This window comes from Mesorhizobium sp. Cs1321R2N1, assembly GCF_037179725.1.
In the GTDB taxonomy this organism is placed as follows: domain Bacteria; phylum Pseudomonadota; class Alphaproteobacteria; order Rhizobiales; family Rhizobiaceae; genus Mesorhizobium; species Mesorhizobium salmacidum.
Map to the genome: position 1 here is coordinate 1 of NZ_JAPYKP010000148.1, position 15,563 is coordinate 15,563.

At 60.9% G+C, this 15,563-nt stretch carries 14 protein-coding genes and 1 pseudogene; 11 read left to right on the top strand and 4 right to left on the bottom strand.

Annotated features, from left to right (window positions below; translation table 11 throughout):
• The 7 genes from O7A61_RS26670 to O7A61_RS26700 all read left to right on the top strand — a co-directional run.
• Positions 1-258, top strand: a 258-nt coding sequence (locus O7A61_RS26670) for an aminotransferase class I/II-fold pyridoxal phosphate-dependent enzyme (protein WP_337132343.1), incomplete at its 5' end; no start/stop codon positions are given.
• Complete coding sequence (locus O7A61_RS26675; protein ID WP_337132344.1) at positions 255-1,781, top strand: FAD-binding oxidoreductase; 1,527 nt, start codon at positions 255-257, stop codon at positions 1,779-1,781. The genes O7A61_RS26670 and O7A61_RS26675, both read left to right, overlap by 4 nt.
• 22 nt (positions 1,782-1,803) lie before the next feature.
• Positions 1,804-3,810, top strand: a complete 2,007-nt coding sequence (locus O7A61_RS26680; RefSeq protein WP_337132345.1) for a DUF2817 domain-containing protein — start codon at positions 1,804-1,806, stop codon at positions 3,808-3,810.
• Positions 3,811-3,883: 73 nt separating this feature from the next.
• Complete coding sequence (locus tag O7A61_RS26685; protein ID WP_337132346.1) at positions 3,884-4,681, top strand: transporter substrate-binding domain-containing protein; 798 nt, start codon at positions 3,884-3,886, stop codon at positions 4,679-4,681.
• Positions 4,682-4,757: 76 nt separating this feature from the next.
• Positions 4,758-5,471, top strand: coding sequence for an ABC transporter permease (locus tag O7A61_RS26690; RefSeq protein WP_027143786.1), 714 nt, complete (start codon positions 4,758-4,760; stop codon positions 5,469-5,471).
• A complete protein-coding gene (locus O7A61_RS26695; protein WP_337132347.1) occupies positions 5,468-6,184 on the top strand; it encodes an ABC transporter permease in 717 nt (238 codons plus the stop codon). The genes O7A61_RS26690 and O7A61_RS26695 overlap by 4 nt, the downstream gene beginning before the upstream one ends.
• A gap of 624 nt (positions 6,185-6,808) precedes the next feature.
• The gene (locus O7A61_RS26700) at positions 6,809-6,964 is read left to right on the top strand and encodes a limonene-1,2-epoxide hydrolase family protein (protein WP_337132348.1); all 156 of its coding nucleotides are present in this window, start codon (positions 6,809-6,811) and stop codon (positions 6,962-6,964) included.
• 236 nt (positions 6,965-7,200) lie between these two features.
• Here O7A61_RS26700 and O7A61_RS26705 read toward each other — a convergent pair.
• Positions 7,201-7,954 (bottom strand): annotated as a pseudogene (locus O7A61_RS26705) (SDR family oxidoreductase).
• A 223-nt stretch (positions 7,955-8,177) separates the two neighbouring features.
• On the opposite strand from O7A61_RS26705, the gene O7A61_RS26710 reads away from it, so the two are divergent.
• Positions 8,178-8,801, top strand: a complete 624-nt coding sequence (locus O7A61_RS26710) for a TetR/AcrR family transcriptional regulator (protein WP_337132349.1) — start codon at positions 8,178-8,180, stop codon at positions 8,799-8,801.
• 603 nt (positions 8,802-9,404) lie between these two features.
• Here O7A61_RS26710 and O7A61_RS26715 read toward each other — a convergent pair.
• Entirely contained in the window at positions 9,405-9,695 is a 291-nt protein-coding gene (locus tag O7A61_RS26715; RefSeq protein ID WP_337132350.1) for a DUF982 domain-containing protein, read from the bottom strand.
• A 711-nt stretch (positions 9,696-10,406) separates the two neighbouring features.
• Here O7A61_RS26715 and O7A61_RS26720 point away from each other — a divergent pair.
• The 3 genes from O7A61_RS26720 (at position 10,407) to O7A61_RS26730 (ending at position 12,653) form a co-directional block, all read left to right on the top strand.
• The gene (locus tag O7A61_RS26720; RefSeq protein ID WP_337132351.1) at positions 10,407-10,625 is read left to right on the top strand and encodes a hypothetical protein; all 219 of its coding nucleotides are present in this window, start codon (positions 10,407-10,409) and stop codon (positions 10,623-10,625) included.
• 1,248 nt (positions 10,626-11,873) lie between these two features.
• A complete protein-coding gene (locus tag O7A61_RS26725) occupies positions 11,874-12,308 on the top strand; it encodes a hypothetical protein (protein WP_337132352.1) in 435 nt (144 codons plus the stop codon).
• 78 nt (positions 12,309-12,386) lie between these two features.
• Positions 12,387-12,653: a hypothetical protein gene (locus tag O7A61_RS26730; protein ID WP_337132353.1), complete on the top strand. Its 267-nt coding sequence runs from the start codon at positions 12,387-12,389 to the stop codon at positions 12,651-12,653.
• 393 nt (positions 12,654-13,046) lie between these two features.
• Here the strand turns inward: O7A61_RS26730 and O7A61_RS26735 are convergent, their stop codons facing one another.
• Both O7A61_RS26735 and O7A61_RS26740 read right to left on the bottom strand, forming a co-directional pair.
• Positions 13,047-14,441 carry a Do family serine endopeptidase gene (locus O7A61_RS26735; RefSeq protein ID WP_337132354.1) on the bottom strand — a complete coding sequence of 465 codons (1,395 nt, stop codon included), beginning with the start codon at positions 14,439-14,441 and terminating at the stop codon, positions 13,047-13,049.
• A 286-nt stretch (positions 14,442-14,727) separates the two neighbouring features.
• Entirely contained in the window at positions 14,728-15,153 is a 426-nt protein-coding gene (locus O7A61_RS26740; protein ID WP_051442701.1) for a YidB family protein, read from the bottom strand.
• Between the last annotated feature and the right edge of the window lie 410 nt (positions 15,154-15,563).

Genomic DNA, 15,563 nt, shown 5'->3' on the forward strand with positions numbered 1-15,563 from the left:
CGCGTCAGGGCCGAGCGCGCGCGCGCAGCCGCCGCGCTTGCCGCCCTTGGTTTCCGGGTTGCGCCGTCGCAAACAAACTTCCTGTTCTTTGACTGCAAGGGCGACAGTTCGAGACTTGCCGCCGGTCTCCTGAAGCAAGGGATCATCGTCAAGGCATGGCGCGAGGCCGGCTACGAGCACTACCTGCGCGCCACCATCGGGTTGCCGGCTGACAACGACCGGCTGATCGCAGCACTTCAAGAAATGGTGGCGAGATGACCGGCCTCGCGTCTCCAAGGCAAGTGAACTCGACCGACCAGGCGGTGCCGCCGTCGATTGTCGACGCGATCCGCGATGTCGTCGGTGCGGCGAATGTGCGCACCGGAGAGGATGCCGGGGCGATCGACCTTGGCTCGAATGGCGCGGATTGTGACGCCGGCATCGTCGTTGCGCCTTTATCGACCGGTGAAGTCGCGGCGGTGGTGCGCATCTGCCGCCAGAACGAGATCCCGATCGTGCCGCAAGGTGGAAAGACCGGCCTGGTCGGCGGCAGCGTTTCGCGGCCAGGCGAGGTCGTGCTTTCGATGACGCGCATGAACCGCATCGAGCGGCTCGATCCTGTCGAACGCGTGGCCGTCGTCGGCGCCGGCGTCACTCTTGAAGCGCTGCAAGAGGCCGCGCGCGAATACCGGCTGGAGCCGGGCATCGATCTCGCGGCGCGCGGATCGGCGACAATCGGCGGCATGGTGTCCACCAATGCCGGCGGCGTGATGGCCTTTCGCAACGGCGTCATGCGCCATCGCTTGCTTGGCCTCGAGGCCGTGCTGGCCGACGGATCGGTCTATTCCGATCTTACGCGGGTGGTGAAGAATTCCGCCGGCTACGATCTGAAGCACCTCTTCATCGGCGCCGAGGGCACGCTCGGCGTCATCACCCGCGCGGTGGTCAAGCTCGACCCTTTGCCGCGAGCCAGCGCCACCGCGCTATTCGGGTTGCCGTCGGTCGAGGCCGCTCTGCGGACTATTCGCCTGGCACTTGAATCGGATGCCGGGCATCTGCGTGCGGCGGAAGCGATGTGGAATTCGTATTTCGGTCTGGCCGCTGCCGCGCATGAATGGTCCGAACCTGGCGTGCCGCTCGACCACCCGCTGTTCCTGCTGCTGTCCCTTGGCGGCGCGCGCGAAGAGGCGCTGCGCGAGGATTTCGAGCGGATTTATTCGGAAGTAATGGAGCACTATCCCGAAGCGACCGGCATCGTTGCCGCCTCGCGGCGGCAAGAGGACGATTTGTGGCGGCTGCGCGAGGACACCAGCGTGCTCTACCGTGCCCATCCCCATGCGCCTTCCTTCGACGTGTCGGTGCCTCTGTCGGAAATTGCAGTCTACCTTGAGAGGATTCTGCCTGGGCTCGCTGCGATCGAACCGGGTCTCGCGCCCTATGTCTTCGGACATCTGGCCGACGGGAATCTGCACATCATCTTAAACCGAAAGGGCCCGCTTGGCCTTGACATGGCGGAGGCTGTCGAGGGCGTCCTGTATCAACAACTGCGGCAAATTGGCGGTTCCTTTTCCGCCGAGCACGGTGTTGGGTCGAAACGCATCCATTCGCTGCTGGCGACGGCGGACCCGACGAAGCTCGCCGTGATGGAGCGGGTGAAACGAGTGCTGGACGATCAGTCGGTCATGAACCCCGACAAGGTGCTTCCCTGCGACGCCTGGTTCGTCCGGTCCTCCAGGCCGTCTCATTCCGGCAGCGAGCGCCGATTGCCCTTCAAGAACGTGAGCGACCTCACCGATGAGTAACCCCATGCCGGAACCACAGGGAATGAACGGATTGACCGCCAGCCATCCAGTGGGATCGACGATGCCCCATGACGAGCCGGCCCCGGCCTATGCCTGTGATTTCGGCGCCTTGCGTCAAGAATTTCGCCAAGCAGCCGAGCGGGCGGGCGCGGAACTGTCTGAATATGTCCATCCGCTGAACGGGCCTGATGGCGGGGCGCTGGCGACGGATGTGGCACTGCTTGGCCGTCGCGATGCGCGCAAGCTGATCGTGCTCATCTCCGGCACGCATGGTGTCGAGGGGCCGTTCGGCTCGGCCTGCCAGACCGCCTGGCTCGGCCAGAAGAACCCGCGGCGCTTGCCTGATGACACGGCAATCCTAGCCATTCACCTCATCAATCCGTGGGGCACCGCGTGGTCGCGGCGTGTCAACGAAGACAATGTCGATCTCAACCGCAACTTCATCGACTGGTCTTCGACTATCCCGGTCAACAACGGCTATGCCGGCCTGCACGACGCCGTGGCATACCGCGAATGGGAGGGGCCGGACCGCGTAGCGGCCGACGAGAAGCTGGCCATGGCGCGCAGGAGGCTTGGACATGCCGGGCTGGCGGCGATCGTCGAGGCCGGCCAGTATGAGTTCGCCGACGGGATGTTCTATGGTGGCGGCGGCCCGGTCTGGTCGAACAGGACGCTAAACGAAATCCTGAAGACCTTTGCCCGCGAGGCGCGTCAAGTCATCGTCTTTGATCTGCACACGGGGGCGGGCCCCTACGGCTATCCGGCGCTGCTTTCGGTGGCGAGTTCCGAGCATGACGGTCTTGCGTGGGGCAAATCCATTTTCGGGCCGGCGCTGTCGACCGTGCTGACCGGCCCCGGCGCCAAGACAGGCACCGGCATCGCCGCGACGGCGACCGGCTATGTCTCCGACGCCGTCCGCAAGGCAATGCCGAACGCGCGCGTGCTGCCGCTTGTCGTCGAATGCGGCACGCTGGACGGCCCGGCGGTCATGGAAGCGGTGCAGGCCGACAACTGGCTGCATCTGTTCGGCAAGCTCGACTCGCCACTGGGCAAGCGGATCCGGGACACGCTGCGCTCGGCCTTCATTCCGGTCGATCCGGATTGGCAGCGCACCTGCCTGTCGAGCAGTCTGCGCTATTTCGACCGTGCACTGGCCGACCTGCGGACCGTGGCGTTGGACGAGACCACCGGGAGCGAACGGATACCGCCAACGGCTCGCGCCGTTGTGGTGGTCGATCCGGTGTCCGCCGACGAGGCGAAGACCACGACGCCGGCCGTGCAGATCGACGAGCTTCACAAGAGCTTCGGCTCGCTTCTGGTGCTGAAGGGCGTCAATCTCACCGCTCACGCTGGCGAAGTCATTTCCATGATCGGCTCGTCAGGTTCGGGCAAGAGCACGTTCCTGCGCTGCATCAACCTTCTGGAACAGCCGGACGGCGGCAAGGTGACCATCGACGGCGAACTCATCAAGATGAAGCCGCTGTCCAACGGCCGTCTCGGGCCGGCCGACATGGCGCAGGTCGAACGCATTCGCGCCCGCGTAGGCATGGTGTTCCAGAACTTCAATCTGTGGCCGCACATGACGGTGGTGGAGAACATCATCGAGGCGCCCCGGCATGTGCTGAAGGAGCCGCGCGAGAAAGCCATCGAACACGCGCTCGCGCTGTTGAAGAAAGTCGGGCTCGCCGACAAGCACGCCCATTATCCCGGTCAGTTGTCCGGCGGCCAGCAGCAACGGGCTGCGATCGCCCGCACGCTGGCGATGCGGCCCAAGGTCATCCTCTTCGACGAACCGACTTCGGCGCTCGATCCCGAGCTGGTCGGTGAGGTGCTGCGGGTGATCCGTCAATTGGCGGAGGAGGGCAACACCATGATCCTCGTGACGCACGAGATGCAATTCGCGCGCGAGGTCTCCCACAAGGTTCTGTTTCTCCACCAGGGAAAGGTGGAGGAAGAGGGTGCACCAGCGGAGCTGTTCGGCAGCCCGCGCTCGGAGCGTCTACGCCAATTCCTGGCACGGACGCTGTGAGGAAGCCGCATCCTCGAAGCGTCCGGTTCGCACCGGACAACGGCAATGAAGATCAACAACAAGGGGAACTGATATGAAACTGAAAGTCTTGACGCTGCTCGCGTGTCTAGCGGGAAGCATGGGCAGCGCATTGGCAGCCGAAGGCGAGCTGTCCATTGGTACCGAAGGCGCCTACCCGCCATGGAGCATGTCCGATGCCAACGGCAACGTCACCGGCTTCGACGCCGATGTCGGCGCCTTGCTGTGCACGAAACTCGCGGTGACCTGCCATTTCGTCGTGCAGGCCTTCGATGGGCTGATCCCGGCGCTGAAGGCCAAGCGCTTCGACGTCATCATCTCGGGTATGTCAATCACCGCCGACCGCAAGAAGGAGATCAATTTCAGCGTCGGCTATGCCGAACTGGCCAACATGTTCGTCGCGGCCAAAGGTTCTGATCTGGCCGCCATCACCGATGTCGACACGCTGCTGAAATCGCTCGATGGCAAGAAGGTCGGCGTGCAGGCCGGCACGACCCACGCGCATTTCCTCGAGAAGCGTGCGCCGAATGCCGACCTGAAAACCTACGATACACTCGACCAGATGCAGATCGACCTGGCGAGCGGCCGTATCGACACCGCTTTCGCCGATCAATCCGCCTTGCAGGATTTTCTGGGCAAGCCCGATGGCAAGAACTTCCAGCTGATAGGCGTTGAGATCAAGAGCACGTTCGATCCGACGCTTGGCGAGGGCATCGGCGTCGGTATTGCGCAGGAAAACACCGAACTCAAGGCCAAGATCGACAAGGCGCTTTGCGAGTTGATCGCAGACGGCTCGGTCGGCAAGGCCAGCCAGAAATGGTTCAAGACGGACATTTCCCGGCCCTGCAAATAACGCCTTGGAATTCTGGCATGCGCCCGGACAGCCGGGCGCATGCGTCTCATTGGCACGACAGACTAAGGCAACTCAGATGGAATTCGGTCTCTGGCAGGTTTGGGAAGCGGGTTGGGTGACCGCCATCCTGCGTGGCGCGTCGATCACAATCCTTGTGGGTTTAGTCAGCATGGCAGCCGGTCTGGTAATCGGCATTGTCTGCGGGCTGATCAAATGGGCCCGGATATTTCCGCTTTCGCTGCTCGTTGATGCCTATACCTCGCTGGTGCGCGGCGTGCCCGAACTGCTCATTATCTACCTGCTGTTTTTCAGCTCGGTTGAATTCGTGACCAAGGTCGTGACTGCGTTCGGCTATGCCGGCGTCGCGGAGAGCGGCTATGCATTCGTCATCGCGGTCATCGCCATCGGCGCGATCTCCGGCGCCTATTCGACCGAGGTTGTACGCGGGGCTCTGGGCGCGATCCCGGACGGGCATATCGAGGCCGCTCGCGCGCTAGGCCTGTCGGGCGCCCGGATCTTTCGCCGCATCATCGCCCCGCAGATGCTGCGCATCGCTGTTCCCGGCATCAACAATGTCTGGCAGACGACGATCAAGGACACCGCGTTGGTTTCCGTGGTCGGCCTTCAGGAGTTGATGCGCATTTCCTTCATCGGCGCGAACTCCACCCGCCATCCGTTCATCTTCTACCTGATTGCGGCGGTGGTTTATCTCGCCATCACGCTTGTAAGCCAGGCCGGCTTCGACGGGATCGAACGCCTGCTCAGGCTACGGACGAGAAAAGCAGTATGATAGAACTCATCCAGCTTGCAGTTCCCGTTCTGCTCAAGGGCCTATGGGTCACAGCCGCACTGACTTTCGTTTCGGTGCTGATCGGCTTCAATCTCGGTCTCGGACTGGCGCTCATGCGGCTGTCGTCGAACTGGCTCCTGTCGGGCTTCGCCAAATATTACAGTACCGTCTTTCGCGGGACTCCGCTGCTGGTGCAGATCTTCCTGTTTTACTACGGGCTCGGCCAGCTTTCCCTTGTCAAGGACAACGCGGCTTTGTGGTGGGTGATCAGCGACGGATCGCGCTGCGCCGTCCTGGCGCTTGCTTTGAACACGGCTGCCTATACATCCGAAATCCTGCGCGGCGGATTGATGTCCGTTCCGGTCGGTCTCGTCGAGGCGGCTCAGGCGTGCGGCATGTCGCGCATGCTGCGTTTCCGGCGCATCGAGTTCCCGCTCGCCATCCGCCAGGCGCTGCCGGCCTATGGCAACGAGCTTATCCTGGTCGTCAAGGGGACCAGCCTTGCCTCGACAATCACCGTGCTCGAAATCACCGGCTATGCCAAGCGGCTGATGAGCCAGACCTTCGCGATCTTCGAGATTTTCGCCATTGCCGGAGTGCTCTACCTGGTGATCAATCTGCTGCTGATCGCGATTATCCGTTCCATGGAGCGTTTTCTAATGAGGCATGAATCCTCCTCTGGCCAGAAATCGACCGCACTCAAATCGATCTGACGTGGTTTCATGACGCGTCTGGTGCTGGTTCTTCCCGATGCGCTGCAAGGCGATGGTCTTCGATCATCGTCAAATCCACCTCGCGCGGCAAAGGATTGGGTGCCTTGTTGATGGGGACAGCGTTGAACGATCCGGCACTCGTCAACGTCAAGCACCGCGACAGCTCTACTGTCTGGAAGACATGTGCCCTTCTATGAAAAATGGGGGTTCACGGCGGATCTGCCGGGCCTTTATTTTCATGAGGAAATCCATTCAACGCTCGGGATTGCCTTTCGTCCACATTCGGGACCACCCGCGTGCCCGTTTTCTACGGTCCGGTGAAGGAGATCGCAGTCGCGAGCAGCGCGCTTTCAAGCCGAGGGACGTTTTATGCGCCGTCTAAAATGGTCCACGTCGTGAGTTTCCATGGCGAAGGCGAGGTCGGCGACGGGATCGTCGGCGGTGTCGCCCATATGAGGATGCAGGCCCAATCTGATAAGGGTCCGCATGGATTATATTGCGAAATCCGGGTCCGAGACGCTGCGATCAGAACGATCATCGCTTATATTTTTCAGCCAGTTAATCAGATTTTGGTAACGGGAGAGGCTACCGCCTTTCCGCCACGCATCTACTTGGTGAAACCGCGTGCTGACAGAGCGGCTGGACCGGTTTGAACGCGCCGACGGCAGCGAGATCGGAAGGATGGCTCTTATGGGAGTCTACGAAATCGAAGGAGATCACATTGTCGCTTGGGGCGACTATTTCGACGTCAACGCGGTTTCAAAACTCGCCGCAGGATGACGCGTCGATCATTCCCTCCGCATCGCCGGCGCGGGCGCCATGCCGTTTTCGTCATCATCGGTGAATGCCCGCCCGACCTGGCGATATCGAAAGCGGTGCGGAGGACGCCTTCTTAGCTCATCACGAAGATGGATCATATCGTGACACTTCCCCAGGTATCGCCACCCTGCGAACTGAGTGACAGGCCACTCAGTTCGCAACTAGAACTTATGAAGGCAGCGATGCGGCGCCTTCGGTCAGCCGTTCAGCATCCTACCGCCATCGACAATCATTTCCGAGCCGATGGTCCATGCCGATTCATCAGAGGCGAGATAGGTGACGGCCTTGGCGACCTCTTCCGGTGTGCCGAAACGACCAAGCGGGATGGACCCTGCGATATCCTTGTTGACCTGTGCGCGATAGGCGTCCGGAATGCCCAGCTTATCGTAAAGCGGTGTCTCGACCGGGCCGGGGCTTACTGCATTGACGCGAATGCCGCGATCCATGAGCTCGCTGGAGAGCGTCTTGGATAGGTTGAGAAACGCCGCCTTGGTGGCGGCATAGACGGACGACCTGGCGGCGCCAACATGGGCGTTGATCGAGGTGTTGAACACCACCGAGGCCGGATTTGCGAAGACGGGCAGGAGCGCCTGCATCAGGAAATAGGGACCCTTCACATTAATGGCGAAAGACTGATCGAAGGCTTCTTCTGTCCAGGCCTCGATCGGCTGCCAGACCGAAACGCCGGCATTGAGGAAGGCCACATCCAACTGGCCGAAATGCTCCTTGGCCGAATGGGCCAGCTTCTTTTGCGCGTTCACGTCCGAGCTATTGGCCCGCAGCACTGGAACGTCCGAACCAAGTTCGGCCTTTGCTCTTTCGATAGAGTCAGGAATTATTGCCAGTGACCATGACGCGCGCGCCCTCGGTCAAAAATTGTTTGGCTGTCTCCAGGCCAATGCCCGAAGTGCCACCAGTGATAAGGGTGCGTTTTCCGTTGAGGCGATTCATGTGATTCCGTTCCTTGCAATTGGCTCGATGAAGCTGGCAATTGACTTTCAACTCGCGACCGATCGGTGGATTTCCTGATGATGAGTTAAGTCACTTAGTTCCTCATACAGGGGCGCGCAGATGGATGTCAAGTTAAGTCACTTACCTTGATTTCTGGCCAGCTTGTGCCTATCTGGTGAGCTTACACCCACAAAGAAGGCGCAAGGGCTTCAGGAAACGGGCGATGACAGGCGAGACATATCAAGATCGGGTCAAGGAGGAGAAGCGCGTCGCTTCAGTCGCAGCGGCCACCAAGCTCTTCTTCGAACAAGGTTACGGAGCAACTTCACTTCAGCAGATTGCAAAACTTGCTGACGTGTCGACCGCAACATTGTTCAAGCGCTACCCAACCAAGGCATCACTTTTTGAAGCCATCGTCGAGCAATTCTGGACATTGGAAAGCGGTTGCCACGCAGACGTTCACGTCGGCGATCCGAACGCGAGCCTTCGCAAGATCGGGCGTGACTATGCAGATCGGATGCGCCAGCCCAGAATGGTTGCCATTTTCAGGCTTATCATCGCTGAAAGCCTGCGCTTTCCCGATTTGGGGCAGATGCTGTTCGAGCGCGGCTTCGAGCCCTATCTCGATCGGCTGAGCACTTATGTGCTTGACGAGACGGAGGCCGGAAACCTCTTGGTACCCGACGCCAAGCTCGCTGCCCAGGCTTTCCTGGCCACGATCGCAGGGCAGGCTTTCTGGCCCGAACTGATGGCGCCGGGCTGTGGCGGCATCGACGAAGATTTGCCGGTCATCATTGACGAAGCTGTCGCCACCTTCCTGGCGCGCTACGGCGCCAAGCTTGCTTGAACGCCTGCGAACGCAGCCGTCAAGCCCGCGCATCTTCCCCAGTCGTCCGTCCCGCAACCGCTGGACGATCTCACATTGTGAGGACGGTCGGGCTCGATAGCGTGAGTGGAATGCCGAGGAGCCGCGGTGGCTCAAATCAGTCCTTCACTGCAGGCCGATCACCCTGAAGCTGAACGATCTGATCGGCCAGCTTGAAGCGGCGTCGGTGGACTAGGCGCGGCGGTTCTTCCCGATTTCTTGCGCGGAGCGAAGCGCGGCTGGCTCGAATCCGCTGGAGACAGATCCATCGGCCCGCGAGATCTTGGCTGATCTTATCGGCCGTTCGATTTTCAAACGACTGGAGTTGTGCAGTCGCTGATTTCTCCGCTTGTGAGAAACGGTGGTGCGGCAAGGTGCGGCAGGTGCGGCAATCACCCCCCAAATACCTGCCTCACCACCCCGAAACCTCGAGGTGCGGCAGAAACAGGTGCGGCACCAATCATCGCAGGATCCAGTCATGATGGAAGCACCACCAGCCAACGAGACCGTGACTCGGCGCCGGATATCATGGCGCGAATTCTATGCGCTGCGGCCCGACCTGCGGCCAGTGAATGAGTGCCAAGCTCAAGCTGTCAGCCACTCATCAGCAGCACGTGCCGCCGCCACCTCGAGCGCGTCGGGCGCGAGGATGCCGCGGGCAAGCGCAAAAGCTTCGAAGGCAATGCGCGCTGTTTCGACGTGTTTGTCACCGACCAAAGCAGATTGGCAGACACAGAGCGCGGCTGTGAATGTCGGGCTGCGGCTGCCCGGCCACTCATTCAGCATTTCGTAGGCCTCCACGACCGAGACGATATCGCGCGGGAAGCCCATCCCGACAAATACTGGAACGGGCTTTGAAAACAGTTGGGGTCTCATCGGTGACTCCGTTAATTTACGTGCCGAAACAACACGCAAATTGTAGAGTGGTTGCGATGACCTCGACAGTAGACCAAACGGGTGTATTGACCACTTCCCACCCGCGCCCAATGGAGGTCTCCCCATCGCGCCAGCAACGCCTTTTTGGAGACCGCGTCTGCCGCTTCGCGCACACTATTTAGATGAATGTTGAGGCCAAAAGCGCAGGAGGCGTAGACTGGCAGGGGGGCTTCCGACCGCAGACCGCACCACTTCCAGCGGCCTTTCCTGGACCCTTGCCCGCTGGCTCCGGCCGGCGGGCTTTTTAGTGTTCGGTCGGGAACAGCTCGACTAGTCGCAAGTTCGGGCGAAGGCAGCGCGTCCGGGTCTTTTCGCGCTGCCGGCTGGCCCGCGCCCTCCTGTGCGGGGTGGGGCGCGGGCCTCAGTGGCCGCCGGCGAACATACGTCAGAGACAAGGGTTCGGGAGCCGGTCGCCTACTCCGGACGGCCCTCCACGCTGCCAGTTGCCCGCCTGGCTCCGGCCGGCGGGCTTTTTGTGCACTAGGTGGGAACTTGGTATTCGTCGGCAGGTTCGAAAGGTGGCAGCCCCCCGTGCTGCTGGTCAGGTCCGAAACCTGGCCGGGCCCGCTTCCCCCGCCAGTGAGGCGGGCCCACTGGAAGCGAACCAAGCGTGTGATGGGTTGACGCTGGTGGTCAGCGCCTTACTTCCTGATGATCCAATCCACCAAGGCAGCCGTCAACGCGCTCGCACCCGGTAAACTCGAAAACGAGGCTCTGAGCGAGCGCGCGCCATTGACACTCCGGTGTCTTCGTTTCCAAGACCAAATCCTTAAAGACGTTGCGGAGAATTTCGGCATCAAACGCGGACACGCGGTGCTGTTCAACGTCTCTGGTCGCCTCGTCTATCTTGCGCTGGCGAAACCGCTTTAGAAGCTCGTGCGACGCGGCGATTGCACGGCGGGTTTGGGCTATGGGGGCGACATGCCCCTATATCAGGTTGAGATCATGGCCAGCGGATCGGTGGTGTCTTCGAGCATGCTCATGGCACAGCTCCCCTTCAAGGCGGCAGGGGCACACATGGGCCAGCCTTTCACATTATGGCGTCAGGAGGAAAACTGGGTGCGTGTCACGGAGACCAAGGCCGAAAAGCGAACCTTCGCTTACGTTTGTCGGACGGCATGAGCGCTACCGTGGCGGTCCCTTCCTTTAGGAAATGCCAAGGTTCACCCTCACTTTTCCCTCATCGACATGTGGAGTTTTCTTCATTCCGCCGCGCGATTTGTCTGCCGGCGGCGCCACGTTCTATTGCCGGTCCGACGACTAGTCTGCCCCTCAGAGCGCGGCAGTAATGGGTCCCCTTCGGCGGTAAAGACAATTCCCGCTCCTTCGAAAGCCAGGAGCATGGCGGCGACGGTGCGGGGATGCGGTTTCCTTACCCCGTTCTCAAATTCGCTGATCGTCGCTTCGCAAAGATTGCACTTGGCGCCAAGCCGCACTCGCGACCAATGCAATAGCGCTCTTGCTGCTCGCGACTGCTCTGCCGTCAGGTTTCGCACTTGACGGACCTCCTGCCGACCTTCGTCATTACGTTTCGAACATCCAAATTAGCTAAAATGTTCCGGAACTGAACCGTGACTTGGGCCTTGAGTCCGAGTCTGGAGCGTTTGATGCTAGAGACCCCAGCCCCGGCCGGCTGAAGTTCATCGAGCCGCAATCGCCGCTGCTGGTAGAGACGCCACCGGTGAGCGACCACTGGATCCACGAGATCAAGTATGACGGGTTTCGCAACCAGCTGATCCTCGACTGGGATGGCGCCCGGGCCTACACCAGGACCGGCAGCGACTGGTCGAAGCGCTATTGGCCTGTGATCGCGGCCGTCGAACGGCTGCCCGGCGCGCGACCTCATCCTCGACGGCGAGATGATCGCACCCGAACCGGACGGCAAGCCGAATTTTCACGCCATCCATTCCCGCCTGGCCTGGAACGCCGAGCTGCTCGCCTTCGTCGCCTTTCACATCCTGTGGAAGGACGGCCAGGATTTGCGCGCACTGCCTACGATCGAGCGGAAGGCGATCCTTTGGGATCAAGCCCGCCGACGGCGTCATTCAGTACAGCGCCCATGTCGAGGGCGGCGGCGCCGACTTCTACAGGGCGGTCGACAAGATGGGGCTGGAGGGCATGGTCTCAAAACGCCGCAACGCGCTCTACCACAGCGGCAAGAGCGATTCCTGGATCAAGGTGAAATGCTGGGACGTAGCAGATTTCGAGCTGTTGGGCATCAAGAGCGAGGCAGGGAAGATGACCGAAGGCCTGCTCGCGAAGGACGGAAAATATGTCGGCAAAACAGCAGTTTCGGCAAACCGCTCCATCAAGGAACGGTTATGGCGGCGCGTCGAACAGGCGAGGTCGGGGCAACCGCCCGGCATTCCGAATGCGGTCGCCGACGATTTTGAATGGCTCCGTCCTGGCATGACGGCCCGCGTGCGGTATCTTCGGGGTGAATCGAAGCTGCGCCACGCCTTGGTGCAAGACGTTCGGGAAAAGGACGATGCCGGCGGATCGATTGAAGGTCCGCGAGATGGACGAGGCCTACCAGGTACACGACTCCGATGACGTGGACCATCGTGGAGGTTGCTCGGTGCCTTCGGGATCGGGGAGCCAAGGTCTGGCTCGATTGGGGCCGCACCGTCATTGCCGGCCAGATCGCGCCGCGACTTCTCGGCAAGCTTCCTGGGCTCCGACAGCCTCGGCCGTATCCTGGGCCAGCATTCGCCAAGTGCAGGGAAATGGTTATGGTCGATCGGCACCCATGACAACCGCTGGCGCAAGCGTGGCGGCCAACGCGGTACCGAAGATTCGAAGGACGCCGCGGTGGCCGCGCTCGAAGCGGAGTTCACGCGCTATATCGCGGAAACGCCAGACGGCTGGTCCGCCTATGCCGATGCGAAGGGCGCCTAGCGGGAATTGGGCTAGAGCAATCCCGAAACGGCATCTGTTCAAGGCGTTGGAGGGGCAAGGACGCGCCCGAAGGGCTTGGCGTGAGTGAAGGGCCGCGGGTAGCGAGAACGCGTTATTGTAGCAAACGCACTTGTGGGCTCTTCGCCGGCACCGTCCCCTCGAGGCCGTCCCCTGTCATGTGTAGTTTTGCTGCAGAGCCGTATCGCTCTCTTCCTCAATGTCGATTTGGGATATCTGGGGTCCGCCGCCGTTGAAGTGAGCCGCCACAAAATCGCCGAACGCCACGGCGCAGGCCTCCATAATGGAGGCGAACCGCGACCTTGCCCGGCAGCCTTGAGCGCGGCCTGCGAGGCCGTTTCTTGGCCACCGCGCCTGCCCTGACGGAGCGCCGCGTCAGGAAACGGCCACTGCAACGAAAAGCGATTGTCCCTGCCTTTCGATGCGGAACAAGATGGGCTTTTTCTGCTGGCGGGATTTCTTCCACTCTTGCTGGATATCCGACGGCTGCATCACGTTGCGATTGTTGGCCGAGACGATGACGTCGCCAGGCCGAAGGCCGTTCTCGGCGGCGGGGCTATTTGGCGCCACTTCCTGGACAAACACTCCGGTGGTACCCGGCTGGAGACCGAGTTGTTGACGCGCTTCGTCCGGAATGGGGCTCAGCGACATTCCGAGGCGTTGGTCCCCCGCTTCCGGACTGGGAACGGCACCGGTCTGCACCTCCTCATCCTTACGTTGGCCAATGGTCAGGGCCACTTCCTGCTGATTGCCACCGCGGTTTCTTGTCAGCGTCGCATTGGATCCCGGTTTTTGGCTTGCCGCTGCAAGGGTCAAGTCGTGGACATTTTGAACGTCCTTACCGTTGAACCGGGTGATCACATCCCCTGACTGCAGACCAGCGTTCTCGGCCGGACTGCCGGGCTCGACCGAGGCGACCAGCGCTCCCTTGCTGCCCGATATCCCAAGCGCCTCGGCAATTGACGGAGTGACCTCTTGGAGACGCACTCCGATGAAGCCGCGCTCGATCCGGCCACTGCTGATCAACTGATCAACGACGCTCTGAGCAGTTCGGGACGGCACGGCGAAACCAATGCCGATGCTGCCGCCCGACGGAGAGACGATGGCCGTATTGACCCCGATCACTTCGCCGCGCGCGTTAAACAGGGGGCCGCCGGAATTGCCTCTATTGATCGAGGCATCTGTCTGGAGGAAATCGTCGTACGGGCCAGCTTTGATGTCGCGCGAACGGGCGGAAAGAACGCCGACGGTCACGGTTCCCCCGAGCCCGAAGGGACTGCCAATCGCGATCGTCCAGGCCCCCGGCTGCATTGCGTCAGAGTCACCCCACGCGGTGGCCGTCATGTTGGGGCGTGGATCGACCTTCAGCACCGCTATGTCGGTTGCTGGGTCGCGGCCCACAACTCGTGCGGGCGAAGTCTCCTTATCGGAGAATACGACGCGGATTTCGGTGGAGTCGGCCACGACATGATTGTTGGTGACGATGTAGCCCTCCGTACTGACCACGAAACCGGAGCCAAGAGCTTCTCGTACCTGCGGCTGGGCAGGCCCGCGGCTGTCGAAGGGGTTGAGATAATCGTCGAGCATCGTTTGGTCCTGGATGATCTGTCTCGTCGTGATCGCGACCACGGCCGGCAGCTTCTGACGCACGATCGCGCTGAAGTCGTTCGGGATTTCCTGTGCTGAAACCGGAGCAAAGCCGCCAGCCGAGAGCATCAAAGATCCTGCGACGAAGCCAATGCACAGTCGCTTCCTGGAAATGTAAGCCATGACTGGGGTTCTCCTTCCGGACCGCCCTGACGCTGCTGCGCGACTTGTCCCAGACCCAAGAACTGGCATTCACGTCGATTGTTTCACCGGTTCGAAAAAAATGTTGATGGTGGGCTGAACTGCGAGGATGTGGCCCCGCGGGCCATCGAAATTTGCTCGAAGCCCGCCAAAATTTCAGGGGAAGGAGTTTCGCCTCCGCGCCAGCATCACAAGCACCTGAAGTCCACCAAGCAAAGCAAGTTGGCGGGAAGCCGGGACCTAGGACACATTGTCGAGCAAGCTCGACTTATCCCAGGCCTTGTGTTGATTCAGGCAGCCATTCACCATTCGGCGTCATTTCGTTGACTGTCTCGGGTAGGTCCCGCGTAATCCTTCTGATTAGCTCCTCGCGCGAAAGACCCGTCTCCACCGACATGGACATCAGTGTACCTTCGTCCATCGCCGCTTCGACGAGCCTTGGCTCGATTGGTTGGTTTGGGCCGTTGCCAACCCACGAGTCGACTTTAGATCCTGCGCCCAGCTCCCTGAATCGGTCGAGGATCTGACCAAGGTCAGCCCTCGACACGCCATTGGTTATCTGAGCCAGAATTCTGCGTTGCGGATCGTTTGGGTTAAGATACCCCGCTTCCGGAATCAATTCACAGAGTTTGTCGCGACTTCGGTATGCCAAAACGCCAAGCATCGCGATCGCCAGTCTTCCCAGATTTGCCATTTGGTCTCCTCCGCGGTTTGGCATGAGTCTTGGCGAATGCCGACGCGTCCCTGCTCGAATAACTGCCGGTCGGCTCGCCGGCGGAGAGGACGCGTCCTTCCGGCGCTTGGCTGCCGCCCTGCGTCGATCGAACCTCCTAACCGGCGCTTCCCGGGTTTGTTCCGCTTGTCGGAGTTGTCGGTGAACGATGCAGGGGCGCGCCGACCCGACGGGAAACTCTACCGGTCGAGAGATAGAGTCGGCCCAATCTGACCTATTTTCAGAACGATGACGGATCGGTTGCCCTAGAGCGGGATGAAATTTATAAGAGTCGTGGGATTCCCAAATCATCGCCGTTCTGATTCAACATGCATGCTGGGAGGAGGCCAGCATGGATGGCAGGGTATTCGATGGATCTTCGCGAGCGGGTT